General features: G+C 31.6%; 14 protein-coding genes. 1 reads left to right on the top strand and 13 read right to left on the bottom strand.

Features of this window, described 5'->3' with window-relative positions; genetic code table 11:
- Positions 1 to 349 precede the first annotated feature (349 nt).
- On the bottom strand, positions 350 to 1,030 hold the full coding sequence (locus CP960_RS06145; RefSeq protein ID WP_101184536.1) for an NYN domain-containing protein: 681 nt from the start codon (positions 1,028 to 1,030) through the stop codon (positions 350 to 352).
- The gene (locus CP960_RS06140) at positions 1,027 to 2,826 is read right to left on the bottom strand and encodes an SUMF1/EgtB/PvdO family nonheme iron enzyme (RefSeq protein WP_101184535.1); all 1,800 of its coding nucleotides are present in this window, start codon (positions 2,824 to 2,826) and stop codon (positions 1,027 to 1,029) included. The genes CP960_RS06145 and CP960_RS06140 overlap by 4 nt, the downstream gene beginning before the upstream one ends.
- A gap of 472 nt (positions 2,827 to 3,298) precedes the next feature.
- Between CP960_RS06140 and CP960_RS06135 the strand changes: the two genes are divergently transcribed.
- A complete protein-coding gene (locus tag CP960_RS06135) occupies positions 3,299 to 3,631 on the top strand; it encodes a hypothetical protein (RefSeq protein WP_101184534.1) in 333 nt (110 codons plus the stop codon).
- A gap of 22 nt (positions 3,632 to 3,653) precedes the next feature.
- On the opposite strand, the gene CP960_RS06130 is transcribed toward CP960_RS06135, so the two are convergent.
- The 11 genes from CP960_RS06130 to CP960_RS06080 all read right to left on the bottom strand — a co-directional run bounded on the left by CP960_RS06130 (position 3,654) and on the right by CP960_RS06080 (position 13,973).
- The gene (locus CP960_RS06130; RefSeq protein ID WP_101184533.1) at positions 3,654 to 3,911 is read right to left on the bottom strand and encodes a hypothetical protein; all 258 of its coding nucleotides are present in this window, start codon (positions 3,909 to 3,911) and stop codon (positions 3,654 to 3,656) included.
- Positions 3,912 to 4,004: 93 nt separating this feature from the next.
- Entirely contained in the window at positions 4,005 to 5,225 is a 1,221-nt protein-coding gene (locus CP960_RS06125) for a tyrosine-type recombinase/integrase (RefSeq protein WP_101184532.1), read from the bottom strand.
- A gap of 260 nt (positions 5,226 to 5,485) precedes the next feature.
- Entirely contained in the window at positions 5,486 to 6,640 is a 1,155-nt protein-coding gene (locus CP960_RS06120) for a tyrosine-type recombinase/integrase (RefSeq protein WP_101184531.1), read from the bottom strand.
- A complete protein-coding gene (locus CP960_RS06115; protein ID WP_101184530.1) occupies positions 6,633 to 6,890 on the bottom strand; it encodes a hypothetical protein in 258 nt (85 codons plus the stop codon). Before CP960_RS06115 ends, CP960_RS06120 begins: the two co-directional genes overlap by 8 nt.
- Entirely contained in the window at positions 6,883 to 8,088 is a 1,206-nt protein-coding gene (locus CP960_RS06110; RefSeq protein ID WP_101184529.1) for an AAA family ATPase, read from the bottom strand. Before CP960_RS06110 ends, CP960_RS06115 begins: the two co-directional genes overlap by 8 nt.
- On the bottom strand, positions 8,085 to 8,276 hold the full coding sequence (locus CP960_RS14090; RefSeq protein ID WP_409454881.1) for a helix-turn-helix domain-containing protein: 192 nt from the start codon (positions 8,274 to 8,276) through the stop codon (positions 8,085 to 8,087). Before CP960_RS14090 ends, CP960_RS06110 begins: the two co-directional genes overlap by 4 nt.
- Positions 8,277 to 8,732: 456 nt before the next feature.
- The gene (locus tag CP960_RS06100) at positions 8,733 to 9,341 is read right to left on the bottom strand and encodes a DUF6037 family protein (RefSeq protein WP_101184527.1); all 609 of its coding nucleotides are present in this window, start codon (positions 9,339 to 9,341) and stop codon (positions 8,733 to 8,735) included.
- 15 nt (positions 9,342 to 9,356) lie between these two features.
- Positions 9,357 to 9,794, bottom strand: coding sequence for a hypothetical protein (locus CP960_RS06095; RefSeq protein ID WP_101184526.1), 438 nt, complete (start codon positions 9,792 to 9,794; stop codon positions 9,357 to 9,359).
- Positions 9,791 to 10,639 carry a hypothetical protein gene (locus CP960_RS06090; protein ID WP_101184525.1) on the bottom strand — a complete coding sequence of 283 codons (849 nt, stop codon included), beginning with the start codon at positions 10,637 to 10,639 and terminating at the stop codon, positions 9,791 to 9,793. The genes CP960_RS06095 and CP960_RS06090 overlap by 4 nt, the downstream gene beginning before the upstream one ends.
- A gap of 11 nt (positions 10,640 to 10,650) precedes the next feature.
- Positions 10,651 to 12,387, bottom strand: coding sequence for a restriction endonuclease subunit S (locus tag CP960_RS06085; RefSeq protein ID WP_196778329.1), 1,737 nt, complete (start codon positions 12,385 to 12,387; stop codon positions 10,651 to 10,653).
- A gap of 155 nt (positions 12,388 to 12,542) precedes the next feature.
- Positions 12,543 to 13,973: an N-6 DNA methylase gene (locus CP960_RS06080; RefSeq protein WP_101184523.1), complete on the bottom strand. Its 1,431-nt coding sequence runs from the start codon at positions 13,971 to 13,973 to the stop codon at positions 12,543 to 12,545.

Here is a 13,973-nt window from a genome sequence, read left to right as displayed (position 1 = left end):
GATATTTTTATCATATGATGATTTTATCATATAAAAAAATCTAAGTCAAGACTAATTTTAGAAATTGAAGATTTTGATATAAGTACTAATAATCCTAAACTAAAAAAAGTGATTGAATATAAATAACTTATTAAATTAGTTTAAAATATTAAAGATAATAATAAAATTAATAGTTTGATGAGTGAAATAAATCAATTCTTGTGTACTTTTTAGGGGTTGTCCCATTTATAAGACATAAAATAGATACTATAGCTTATAGCCATTTCAAAGGAATATAAATATGAAATAATTAAATTCAAATATACCAAGACAAAATCTACAATTATAGATTTTGTCTTTTAGTTACTAACTATTTTAGTTTAACAATCATTGCACTTTTCTTTGAATCTGCATAGGTAACTTCAAAATAATTATCATATTTTTTAATTATATCTCCCCATGTGTTAGCGCCATAGTTTTTAGCATTAAAAGATGAATTTTTATTTTGTAAATAAGAACCAATTTGAGCAACATAAGCATATCCACTTTCATCTTTTTGATTTTCTATTGCATCTTTTAATAAGCTTATAGGGTCTTTAGTATCAATCTTTTTATTCTTTATTTTTACTGGAAGTTCAAAAAATTTAGAATAGCTATTTCTAATAGGGTCTTTTGTTATTGATTCACCAAAACCAATTGCTGTAAAACCTTTTGATTTAATTGTTCGTGCTAAATCTATGAAATCACTGTCACCTGATACTATAGCAACTGTATCTACAACTGAAGAAGTCATAATTTCCATTGCTCCTCTAACAATTCTTAAGTCAGCAGTATTTTTCCCTGCTTTGTAAGGAAATACTTGAATAGGTTCAATTCCATGTTCTTCTAATAGTCCTTGATTCCAGTCCTTATGATGAGGGCTAGTCCAATCTTTTATTGCTTGTCTAATAATCACTTCACCAATATTAGCTAACTCATTAAATACATCATCTATGTATTTTGCATTTATATTATCACAGTCAAAGAATACAGCTATTTTTTTATCATTCATTTTATATCCTTTAGTGTTTCATAACATACTCTAAAACCAACTTTTCTATATTTATATTTCATAGTAGATGAAGCTAAAACCCAATAATTTTTATCAATATAATATTTAGCACTCACAAATCTTGAACGGCCATCTCTAAACTCATTTGTCCATTCATTAAATCTTTCATTAGTACAAAATAATAGTTCATTATTTTCTGTAAACTCTAATGGCTTAGCCCATTTCATAACTACATTTTCAAAATCATTCATGTAAAGTGGAGGTGAAGATAGTTGCTTATTTCCATAGAAAAAATTTAATTCATTTTTTATATCATTAGTAAATGGAGTATATGATTTATTTAGTTCATAATTTAAATTCATATCTGTGTCTTCACGATTGTATTCTTTATTAATTAAAGGTGGACAAATTAGTTCAAATTCATCTTGAGATAACAGTCGTGCATGTACATTATATTTATTTTCAATGTATCTACAATAAGCAATTGCATCATACCAAGTTACACTAATAGGGGCATTTTCATTATCTTCTGCATTCATCATAGATAAATCTTCAAGTGTATCTAGTCTAGTTTCTAGATAGCTTTGATTATCTTTATCTTTTGTTAGATAAAACTCTTCAAAGTCTTTTATTGTAATTAAGTTTGATACATATAATATTTTATCCTCTAATTCAAAAGGAACAAAATCTTTTAATGCTTTCTTTGTTTCTTTTTTATAATAAGAATAAATTCCTTTTATAGTGTAATAATTTTTAAGTATACTATTTTGACCAGGATAGTTTTGAGGTACATTATTTTTATAATATTCTATTTCTGCTAAATGAGAATCTCTTTCAAGCCAAATATCAAAAGGTTTAATCTCTTTTATTTTTTTATTCTTTTCTTTAAATCCAAAATATAGCCATCTGTCAAAGTCATACTCTTCATTAAGTAGGGATGGTATGTTTTTTGTTCTAATATATTTTCCAAATTCAGAAATAAAAGGTTTATCTCTTAAACTCCTAAAAACAAAATCATAACTTCCATCTTTTGCTTTTAAGAAAACAAGGTTTTTATTAAAAGGAATTATTTCTATCCAACCTTTTTCTAATTCTTTTAATTGTTTATGAATAATATCTCCTATTTCTTGGAATATATATTCATTTGATAACCCTTGGTTATGTTTATATAACAGTCCAATATGTTCTTTTTCATTACTATCATCAATAATAAATGTATCCCCAATAAGATTTTTTAAACTTGGAAATATTACAAGTGAAGTTATAAGATAATCAAGTTCTTGTTCTTCTTTTAAATTAGTATAGATTTCTGATTTAATAAAAGATTGTAAATCATTTTTATTTTTATGTAGTTTTTCATAGTTTGTAAATATTTTATTATTAATGTTAAAAGGAAGACCTCTATAATAGTAATAAAAATTATCAATTTTACAACTATGACCTGTAAATATTTTTTTTGGAATAGGTTTATTAGACAAAAAAATTCTATCTGCAATTTGACGATATGAAAAACTCACATCACCATGTTGAGATTTTAGAATCTCACTTTCATTGTTTGGTGCATATTGTTTTAAACCATTTTTCTCAAGAAACGGGAGAATATTATCAATGTACTCTTTCTGGTACTCTGTCCAATCTTGAAATCCTAAAGTTTTAGATACCAAGTTCAAGTATCTTACTTTTTTTATACCATGTTTTGATAACTCTTTTAAATATGATTTTTTAATCTCTTCTGGAGATAAACTATTTAACGGACAACTACAATCTTCTTTTGTAAAGAAATATTTTAAATTCATAGGTTTTTCCTCGTAAATTATATTTACGATATAAAAAATGTGGAAATATAGTTTTCTTTGCAGAAGGAATTTGTCATAACCATTATATCAGTGGTATGCAGCAGGTTCCTAAACCTTTAAGAAATTTTAATAGAAATAACATTAAATATTACTTATATATAGTTAAAACCATGGTTATAGGTTGATAGATAATGACTATAGAAGTCTGTAAGGTCACATAGGAAGACTAGAACTCATTTCTTAATACAAACATTAGACTAAAGATAGAAAAAGAGCTTGTAGGCTCCTCACAGAATAAGAAAAGTTACTTTAGTTGTACTTGAAGTTTCCCTTTAAGTTCTTATCTGTGAACTTAAGAGGGGGTATGGGGGATAACTTTTACTGTGGTTTACATTATAGGGTTTGAGATATTTTTTACTAATTTTTTATTTTGTAAAATTACATACTTAATTATATTATTAAAGGAGTAAGAGTGAATATAAATCAAGCTATAAGGCTTTTAAAAGGTATGGATGAGCTTGAACCTATGAACCATAAAACCAAAAGTTTAAAAGGATTTCAGCTAAGAACTATATTACTACTTATTGTAATTGCAAAAAAAGAAGGAGAAAATCAAGCATATTTTAAAGAAAATCTTAATTGGACTTTCAATAGTGTGTCAACACATACAAGAACATTAATTGAGTATGGATTTATTGTACAAGGGGATGATGAAAGAGACCCTAGATACCAAAGTAAAAGACTTTATTTAGCACCTAAAGTCAGAAAAGTTTTAGAAGAACAACTTAGTTTAGAAATTAACTAAAGCAGACTCTTAAAGTCTGCCTCTAAGCCACCTCATTAGCCTCATCTATAACTCCCTTTAACTCATTTCTTTTAACCTTATCAATAGCAATATCTTTAAGCTCTGTAAGGGCACCTCTAAGCTCTTTTTCTAACTCAGTAATCTTTTTGTATAGCTCAGTACCCTCTAGGCTACTAATGTCATCTACATAAACACCTTCATCTAACTCATTACCAATACATAAACTAGAACCTTCAACTCTTAAAACTTGTCCTAAACTTTCTAATTCAATATACATCATAGTTAATACTCCTTTGTTGTTTAAATTAGTTTCTTTAGGTCAAAATAAGACCTTATAGAAACTAGTTGAACTAATCTCTGTAAGACCTTAAAGTCAAAACTCTAACTTATCTATAGAGTCCTTTAATACATTTATAGGATACCTATTAGCATATCTACCCATAGTCATACCTTCATGGCTATGTCCTAGTAACTCAGAGATGACTATAGGGTTTACATCTGCATACTTTAATTGAGTGGCAAATGTATGTCTAAGAGAATATAGAACTTTCTTATTGTTAGAACTAATCTTAGGTTTAATGTAGTCAGTAAAGTAGTGACTAATACTAGAAGGCTTAAGTGTGCTAAGAGCTTTTGACAGTTTTTTATGAACATCATTTCTAACTAGTTCATCATGTAAAGGAATAACTCTATAGCTACTTTTAGTTTTTAACTTTAAGTTTTTATTGGTTAAATCAAAATAGAAAATACCATTATCACTTTTTATAGTTGCTTTCCACAGTTCTGATAATCTCATTCCAGTGTAAATTAAAGTTAGATATATGACTCTCTTATTATCATCTTCAAAAGACTCAATTATATTAATAAGTTTAGATACTTCTTCTTTTGTGTAATCTTCTCTTTCATCAATAGGACTTAAAGAAGAACTCATAGTTATGTACTCAGCTGGGTTATAAGTAATTATCTTATGAGATTGACAGTACTTAAAGAACTTCTTTATATACTTAATATAGGTCTGAACACGACCAAAAGAAAGCTTATGATTATCAGGTATATCTAATTTCATTAACTCCTCTATGCTTTTGTACTTGTATTGTTTATAGTTCCTTGAAGGAAGATTTGTAATTAGGTTTTTGATTTTTATTAAGTCCTTCAAAGTTGTGTCTTGAACATTACTTTTGGGAGCTATAAGATGGATATAAACAGTTTTCAAAAAGCTTGTTACTGCTTGTTTAGTTTCATTACTTATCTCTTTAGAATTATAGTAAATACAAAAGTCTTCTATAACTTCTTCATATGTGTACTGATGAGGTTTAGATACTTCTCTATTAATACTATTCAGTTCTAAAGTATTTTCTATGAAGTCTTTGCATAGTTGTATTATAAATGTTTCAGAAGTTTTGTTTAGCTCACAATATGATTTTATAGTATGGTACTCATTAAGTATTTTTCTAGCTTTAAGTTTTGCTTTTTTAATGTCTTTTGTTTTTAAGCTTTTATTTAATTCTTGTCTATTGAAGTAGGGTACTAGTTCTTTATAAACTCTTAGCCTAAGTTTGTAATAGCCATGAGAAGTTTTAACTAAAGAAGTCAAACTAAAAACCTTTAAATATAGTCTTAGTTTGTGTATCGTTTTGTGTATTGGTAGGTAAATTAAGCTTAAGTATAAAACTTAAAAAGCTTTAGAAAAGCCTAAAAATCAATGGTGCGACCGATGGGACTTGAACCCATACACCCGAAGGCACTACCCCCTCAAGACAGCGTGGGAGACCAAGATAGCCCTAAAAATGGAGCTTTAAAAACTCCATTTTTATAAACCGAGAAAAATCCGAGAAAACGAAACTAAACATTTCCTTAAGCTATATGTAGCAACGCATTAAAGATCTTGGATTTTTCCTCTGCTTTTTTCTGTTTATGAACATCTTCGAGACAATCCAAGTCATAGTGTTTAGTTGTTACACTTGAACCTTTCACATGCCCTACTACTTCTTGAATATCCTCAAGTGAAACTTTTGAAGATTGGTTCATCATTGAGACATACGTCCGTCTTGTAGCATAAAGTGTTTTATACTCAACACCTATCTCCTCAAGAAACGGTCTAAAATGAAAATCGACAATAGTTTTCGCATTCATAAAAGGTCTTCCATCTTTTGAAACAAAGAGCCACTCATCATTTGGACGAAAATTTGCATAAGATTTCAAAAGTTCAATGGTCTCGGGAAATAAGAATATTTCCCGATCGTGATTTTTATTTTTATGAACGACCCTAGTCACTTCGACAATTTTCCCTTTTATAATGGTTCTGCGTACTTCAAAGAAACCTCGTTCCAAATCAAAGTCAGACCATTTAAGACCCATTGCTTCACCCGTACGAAGTCCATATTTTAAGGAAAGTTCTAAAAAAATCTTGAGCCATCCTTTCGATAAGCTCAAGATTTGTTGTGCCTCAGACACCTTATAAACTTTTGTATTTCTTGGAGTTTGTTTGAACTTAAACTTTTCGACCAGCTGCATACTCATCACATTGTGAGGCATAAGCTGTTCATCAAAAGCAGCTTTCAAAATATTTGCCAGAACCCGTTTGACTCTGATACATCTATCGTAACAGTATCCATGTTTGCTCTGCAAGGTTCCTAGAAACTCAGTGACATCTAAAGCACTGATCTCATGAAACTCACTCTTCTCAAAATATGGTAGAATTAACCTATTAAAGATACTTTCGTAGTCTTTCTGGGTCTCTTCCCCTCGATACTCAGAATTTGACCTAAGGACTCTCAATCCAAAACTCTCAAACGAAGTCTTTTTAGTTTCGTTTATATCAACACCTATTAATTTTAAAAGAACCTGCATAGGGTTTTGTCGCTCCACCCATTTTTTATTTAACGGAGTCGCTTTTTTGCCTATGCTTCTCTTATAATGTTTGCCGTTTACGGTACCTTGAACGCAGATCATGTTTGTGTCTTTTCTGACATAAAAAGAACCCTCTGAACATATAAGATTATTATTCACTCTCTACTCCTTTACCTAACTTTAGTAGCTGTAAAGCAGTAGTTCTTGAGATGAATATTTTATCATTTTCTTTCCAAAAATCAACTTCTGGCTCATAGTTATTCAGAAGTTTCATCCTGATGGCTTGCCTTGTTAAGCCAGTTCGCTCTACTATAAATGAAATAGGAACTTTTTTAGGGAAAAGTGATAAAAAGATCTCTCTTTGCTCTAATAGCAAAGTTTTTAACTCCAAATAATGCATTTCACTCATCACAAACTCCTTTTACGGAGTCGCTTAAAGTAGTTTTGCAGTTTTTCAAGTTCTGCAAGTTTTCCACTTTTTCAGACTTGTTTTGCTCTATCCAAAAATAGATGGCATTTTTTTGATCTGGTCGTCGTTCATAGCTCCATTTTCCCTTATCACCCCAAACCGTAAGCCACTTTGTAGCCTTTTTCTGGCCGACTTTGTACTCACTGAAAAATCGCATTTTCTCCAAGTGGGAGATGATCTCACTTTGGTTCATCTCTCCATCTTCAAGAGCTTCTAGCACATAAGAGACAAATTTTGATTCACGAGGTTCGATGTTAACCGCTTCATACTCAACCTCTTTGACTATCTTTCTATCTTCGGTTAGAAATGCTTTGCCCTCTATGGCGTATCTACTAGCTTTTTGCGGATGTAAAAGTATCGTAGAGTTAAACTTATTTCTCGTGATAGAAAACGAATAATCCGCATAGTTGATGATCTGCTGAGAGTCTGCAAAGTTTCCGTCTTTATTTAGATGATGGATAAAAAGCGTACTCCCTCCCACACTTCGCAGTATCTTTTCATAGAAGTAAAGTTTTTGTGTATCCACAAAACCCCGTTTTTTAGGGACAGTAAGCATCAGTGAATCTTGGATGACAAAGTACTCTCTATCTGGATGCTTCATCTGCTCTTCAACAATTTCAGTTAATAACTCTTGAACAAATTCTGAAAAATCACCGCCTGTTTGTTTTCCTGCATAGATAAATCTTTTAGGAAACTTTCTAAGCAGAGGGTATGCTTCACTCTCTTTGATCTTGGTTTGGTTCATATCACCGTCGATCATGTAGATATAGACATTTGCTTTGGTAGTTAAAATAGTGGTGCATATATGTAATACTACGGTCGTTTTACCGACACCGCTATCTCCTATCATCACGCCGATGGAACTTGATGGAATCAGGTCTTGCACAAGCCATCTTGTAGCAGGTGCATTTTTGATCTCTTCATAAGTATAGAAGTGACTTTTAAAACGCTCTTGAAGAGGTTTTTTAGATGTCAGTTTGATGTTTTGAGCTTCTTGGATCTCTTGAGTGATCTCATTTTTCTCATCTTCACTCAAAAACTCGCCAAATTTTTCTAAAAATGCTTTGGCTTCTATGACGAGATAAGGGAGACCTTTTAGCTGCTGTATTCTTGTTTTTGCTTTTTGGAGGGACTTCATAGTTCACCTCCTGCAACTGCAAGCTGACAATCACTCACATGAGTAAGAAATACTGCTACTCCCTCAGTCGGGAACAAAACTCTGTTGCCAATGTTTGTGTGAGGTGGTAGTTTACCGTTTTTAAGCCTTCTGTTTATCGTAGAAAGGCTCACCTTAAGAACTTCTGCCAAGTCATTTTTACTCAACATATAGCCGTAATCGAGGTAAAGAGACTTATAAATATTGTTAGACATGGATAACTCCTAAATTTAATTAGGAGCTGAAAAAACTTACATTTTCATTTTTCCATTTCTCACATTTTTCACATTGGTCTTTGATTGAACTTGAAGGGTTTAAAAATAATTTATCAAAGCGGGAACTCCATTACCGTCCCGAGGTATTTTCATCATCTTAATTTTAATTTTGCGCGCACATTGTAGATCTTGGTCTACATATATTAATTTATCTTCATTATACATCATCGTATTTATTCATGGTCTGACAAAAGGCAACCCTTACGAAACCTAGTGTCTTTAATTGTCTAGCTTTTTCAGCTCGTGTTTGTGATGCCCTATAAAGGTCATCAACGGTCAAATTTTAAAGTATGTTTTTTTAGATTTTGCTTAAGTGAAAACTGCCTGTCAACAACGGTGTTGACAAACTTTTTATAATTTTTTCTTTTGTTCATCTAAAACTTTTTTAGGATCTTCAATTACTTCAAAAGACAAGTCATTTGGAATATTTGTAAACCCTACACTTACATTGTTCTCTTTACAAAAAGTTGCATAATGAAAACCCAAAATTTTTTTAACTTTTTCAAGATTTTTATCAGTTACATTTTTATTATCATTTAGATGTGGAATCCATCTTTGAAAATATATCTTCTCTTCATCAGGAATAGCTTTTTTAGTCGTTGTAAAATATTCCGTCTTTGTTGTCTTTTTAAATTTAACATTTTCTTTTAAGTGATTATCTAAGGCTAGTAAAAAATCAAATGGGTTGTATGGCTTTTTAGGGTCAAATGGCTGGTCTTTACACACTTTTAATTGATCGTATGCGTCTTTATTTATGCTATCTGTAATTTTGTACCAATCCAAAAATAAAACAAAAACTGTCTGTGTACCTCTTTTGGCAATATAAAAAGCATTTTGTTCCATGGAGTATATAATTTTAAATTCACATTTTTCATATGCAAAATCAAAAGTTACTATCTTGATGTCTTGTAACTTCAACTGATCTCTAAAAGCTTTCCAGTTTTTAAATTGAAAATTCATTCTATATCTCCTTTATCAGTAATCTAAAATCACAAAAACGCTTTTAGCCGTATCATGTAAAATTCTCAAGGCATATACAAAACATCCAATAATCAACACATTCAAAAAAGTCACATACTCTACATGTGATTTTATAAAATCAGAATCTTGCACTATCAACAACAGCATTGCTACGACAATAAGTACGACCTGTTCATTTACAGATAAAATCATCTGCCTTTTTGTGTTAGCAAAAGCTCCTTGCTGCCCACTTTTATCTAATAGCTCTCTCACTTTTGTCAATACTATACTTAATGTAGCAGAATTGATAGCTATCAAGGCAACAAGCAAGGTAATAAGATTTTGCTTCAAAAAACTTGTCAAGTATGTTGTACCTAAAAATGACTGTAACTCTGTAAGTAAATAACCAGCACCGATTGAAAGTAAAATATTGAAAATGATATTATTTTTCATTCTAATGCTCTTTTCAAAATCTCTGCAATCCTTTCTGCATTATCACCAGAAATTTCAATTTCTCCTATCTCTACCGACTTCACGGCATTTGCTGTTTGAATTCTTTTTTTAACACCTTTTGCTTTTAGAGAGATATTACCACCACCCTCACTAGCATACTCAACAAGGTCTCCCACTTGTTTATTTTGCTGATCTATATGAAGCGTTGAGTCATCATCTGCATCAATTTCTAGTAATGTTTTTGCAGTATTTGTTCCTTTTGCCAAGTTTTTAAGGTCATCACTTAAAACTCCAGAGATATTTGCCATATTTGGAGTAATAAGTTCAAATTTGATATTTTTTATCTTTCTATCATACTGTTCAATGATGCTCCAAAAAGCTTCTTTATGAAAAATAGGCTCCCCGTAAAGTTTGAGCTGTTTTGACTCTAAAACATTGTTGATTGACTCTGCTAAAATTTTCAAAACTACTTTTGTATCCGAAAATGCTACTTTCCTGTCTTGGATCATAATCATCTGTTTTTCTGGATGATTCCAAATACCGACTAAAATAGACGGCCAGTTCTCAAGCTGCTCTTCTTCAAAATTTTCATTTTCTATTTTTGTCGTTCTTTTAGGAGCAAACCGAAAAAGTAAAAAATCATCTTGGTCATACTCCAGCTGCCCCTTGAGAGAGCTTTTCTTGCCTTTCCAGTTAATAATAGTTTTGATAGAACTATAAAACAAATTATTTTTCTGGGCAATCAAATCTTCGACCGTTTTGATCTCTCCAAATAAACTTCCTTGAAAATATCTGTCTTTTGGCAAAATTTGATAACGATATAAATTAAAATTAATGTTTTTCATAACTTATTCTCCTAACTAATGAGTTGTTTTTCTCTCATCCACTCAATAGCTCTTTCCCATTTTTTTACTTCAATAGTCTTTTTTCTATCATGCCAATTGTTTCTTGCTTCTTCGATTAACATTTGACTTGAGATATTTTGTTGCGTAGGTTTTAAATCTTTATACACGCTATAAAGAGTAGCAACTATCTCAGCTTGAAGTGTAGTCATTGGTTTCATAAGAGCAAACATTTTTTCTATGTTTTCAAGGTTGAAATATCTATCTAAATATTTTTTATACTCATCTTGTTTTTCTAAAGGTGAATAAACATATCTTCCTTTATCTCCATCCATTTTTTTACATTCAAACCATTTACTTCTTTTGAGTTGAGAATCTACTGAGCGTATAAGTTTTGGATCATACGGTCCCATTGCATGTCGTTTGTAATTTGAGTCAAAATCCAAACTGTTCACCGCTTCACACATAAAAAGCATTTTTTGAAGTTTTACATGACCAAAATACTTGTCTTCAAGGCTATTATCTACAAGATATGCTGCTAAAACACTTCTTTGAAAAGCTTTTGAAGCTTTTCGTTCTTTCTTCTCACTTTTTGATGTATCTGAGTTAGAAAACGCCTCTTTAAGTACGCTTTGCATTAGTTTTTCTGTTTGCCTTTTGCTTTTTTGTACTTCAAGTTCCAATGCATCACATGTAGCCATAAGTTTTTCTACTTTTTCAACTATTCGTTTTTGTTCCTCCAGAGATGGTAAAGGGAATAAAAACTGATTGATCGATGTAAGATATAAACAAGGCTGTGCTCCACCTCTTTTAGTCAAATTTATCATATCTTGTAAAAGTTTGGAATTTAAAACAACTCTCAAGTATTCAGAAGAAATAAACAATGGTTTGATCAAGGCAACACTTCTAACTAAAGCAAAATCACTATTTTCAAGGATTAGACTTGTTCTTCCTATAGTACCTCCAACAGATACAATGAGTAAGTCTCCTATTTCTGGTAAACATCTATTTCTAGCTTTTTCATAATGTTCTTCTGAAATATAGTCACAATTATCATAATCTAAAAATCCATCACGAACATTTTTAGCAGATAAGAGTTTTTTACCAAAGCTTATTCTTGGCGGTGTTTGATGTTCTCCATCTGTAATATATTTACTAACATCCCTTAATCTACACCAAACCCATCCATCTGGAAGTTTATAAGGTATTTCATCTTCACTTATTGGCAGTAGAGGTTTTTGTTTTTTTATTTTTCCCTCTTTGATGAGCTTCTCTTTTTCTGCTTTTATCTTTTCTAGTAAGACTTCAGCACTTTCATCATTTGGATCTTGTGGGACTAACTTACCGCTTACTGCATCACTAAGTATTGAGCTTCTAAGTTTATTTATAAGTTCTGATTGTATTTCGAGTTCTTCTGAAACCTTATTATATTTTTCTTCAAACTTATTGAGATTAGATTCAATTTTTTTCTGCTCATTCAGTGTAGGGATAGGTATTTTTAAAGACAAAAACTTTTTAGCTTTTATCTCAGTTTTTATTCCTCTACCTGTTTGTTCTTCAAGAGCATCTACAAATGCTGGACTTTTTAAAAACCATTTTAAAAAATTTATATCTATCTTCTCTTTATCAAAGCTATAAGAAGAATAATGAATAGTCGCAACAACATCTTCATCACCCTCATATACTGCCAAAGCTCCTTTAGCTACATTTATACCAGAGATTACCAAATCGCCTTTTTTGACAACTATCATACCTGTTTTTGTAGGTTTGTTTTCTACTAGATGAATTTGTCCGCTAAAATCTATTTTCTCAATCCGTTTTAAATTGAGTTTATTTGCTTCGTCTGGTGTTAATCGTTCTTTCCGCTCTGTTAAAAATGAACTTATTGCTTGTATTTTCGAGTTCATTACTCTTGAGCCTCTTTTCTAATTTGCTCTAGTAGTTCAACACTTTTACTCATCGAAGCTTCGATCTTATCTATAATCTCATTTGTTGTAAGTTCTTCCTCTTCTTCACCCTTATGAGGATTTTTTACATCGATGTTAAAATTATTTGCTTTGATAGTGTCTATATCTACTTTGTAAGCTTGTTCATTTTCAGCTCTATCATTCCACCAGCTTTTCAGCTCATCAAAATCTTGCAGTTTTACAGGCTTTGTTTTGGTGTATTTTTTATACCCTTGTGGAAGTGGCTGCTCGTAGTACCAGATCTCTTTTGTCGGTTCCCCTTTTGTGAAGAAAAGCAAGTTTGTGTTTATGTCCGTATATGGAGCAAATATCCCGTTTGGAAGTCTTACTATAGTGTGTAGGTTACACTCTCCAAGAAGTTTCTCTTTTATCCTTGCAGTTACACCATCACCAAAAAGCGTACCGTCTGGCAGAACTATCCCAGCTCTTCCTCTTGGTTTTAACATCTGTATAAAAAGCAGTAAAAACAGGTCTGCTGTTTCTCTTGTACGGTAACTTGCTGGGAAATTGTTTTCTATCCCTTGCTCTTCCGTTCCTCCAAAAGGAGGATTTGCCACGATGCAGTCCACTCTTTCATTTGGAGTGATGTCTTTTAGGGGGTATGAGAGCGAGTTATCGTGTCTGATGTTTGGCGTTTCTATATCGTGAAGTATGAGGTTGGTAAGACATAGCATGTAAGGGAGCTGCTTTTTTTCTATCCCTTGGATCGTATGTTCTAGTGTCTTTTTATCTTCAGCAGTTTTTACATCGCTTTTCATGATGTGGTTTATGGAGCTGATTAGAAACCCTCCTGTTCCACATGCAGGGTCAAATACTTTCTCACCCAGTTTTGGATCTACCATCTGCACTATAAACTCTGTCACAGCTCTTGGCGTATAGTATTCTCCTGCGTTTCCTGCACTTTGAAGGTCTTTAAGTATCTGCTCGTACATGTCATTGAAAAGGTGTCTATCTGAGAGATTGTCGAAGTTTATCTCTTCAAGTTTATTGACTACTTGTCTTAAAAGAGTTCCAGACTTCATATAGTTGTAAGCATCTTCAAACATCCCTTTTACAAGTGGAGCGTAAGCGTTAGATGTAGTGATATCAAGCTCTTTTAGCGTAGGAAAAAGTTCGTTGTTTATAAAAAGCATAAGCTCTTCACCCGTAAGCCCCTCATCGTCTGTAGCCCAGCTTCTCCATCTAAGTTTTTCAGGGATTGGAGATTTATAATTTTCACTTTCTAGTTCAAATTCTTCCTCTTTTGCGTCAAATACTTTTAGAAAAAGCATCCATACAAGCTGTGAAATTCTTTGAGCATCCCCATCAACACCCGTATCTGTTCTCATAATGTTTTGAATTGATTTTACGATATTTGAAATATCTGCCAT

The organism is Malaciobacter halophilus, from assembly GCF_002837275.1.
Classification (GTDB): Bacteria; Campylobacterota; Campylobacteria; order Campylobacterales; family Arcobacteraceae; genus Malaciobacter; species Malaciobacter halophilus.
This window is presented reverse-complemented; position numbering and strand designations above follow the sequence as displayed.

Bases quoted from the DNA above. Each gene is read 5' to 3' on its own strand.
- CP960_RS06145 (WP_101184536.1), bottom strand. From the start codon at position 1,030: ATGAATGATAAAAAAATAGCTGTATTCTTTGACTGTGATAATATAAAT.
- CP960_RS06140 (WP_101184535.1), bottom strand. From the start codon at position 2,826: ATGAATTTAAAATATTTCTTTACAAAAGAAGATTGTAGTTGTCCGTTA.
- CP960_RS06130 (WP_101184533.1), bottom strand. From the start codon at position 3,911: ATGATGTATATTGAATTAGAAAGTTTAGGACAAGTTTTAAGAGTTGAA.
- CP960_RS06115 (WP_101184530.1), bottom strand. From the start codon at position 6,890: ATGAGTGAAATGCATTATTTGGAGTTAAAAACTTTGCTATTAGAGCAA.
- CP960_RS06110 (WP_101184529.1), bottom strand. From the start codon at position 8,088: ATGAAGTCCCTCCAAAAAGCAAAAACAAGAATACAGCAGCTAAAAGGT.
- CP960_RS14090 (WP_409454881.1), bottom strand. From the start codon at position 8,276: ATGTTGAGTAAAAATGACTTGGCAGAAGTTCTTAAGGTGAGCCTTTCT.
- CP960_RS06100 (WP_101184527.1), bottom strand. From the start codon at position 9,341: ATGAATTTTCAATTTAAAAACTGGAAAGCTTTTAGAGATCAGTTGAAG.
- CP960_RS06095 (WP_101184526.1), bottom strand. From the start codon at position 9,794: ATGAAAAATAATATCATTTTCAATATTTTACTTTCAATCGGTGCTGGT.
- CP960_RS06090 (WP_101184525.1), bottom strand. From the start codon at position 10,639: ATGAAAAACATTAATTTTAATTTATATCGTTATCAAATTTTGCCAAAA.
- CP960_RS06085 (WP_196778329.1), bottom strand. From the start codon at position 12,387: ATGATAGTTGTCAAAAAAGGCGATTTGGTAATCTCTGGTATAAATGTA.
- CP960_RS06080 (WP_101184523.1), bottom strand. From the start codon at position 13,973: ATGGCAGATATTTCAAATATCGTAAAATCAATTCAAAACATTATGAGA.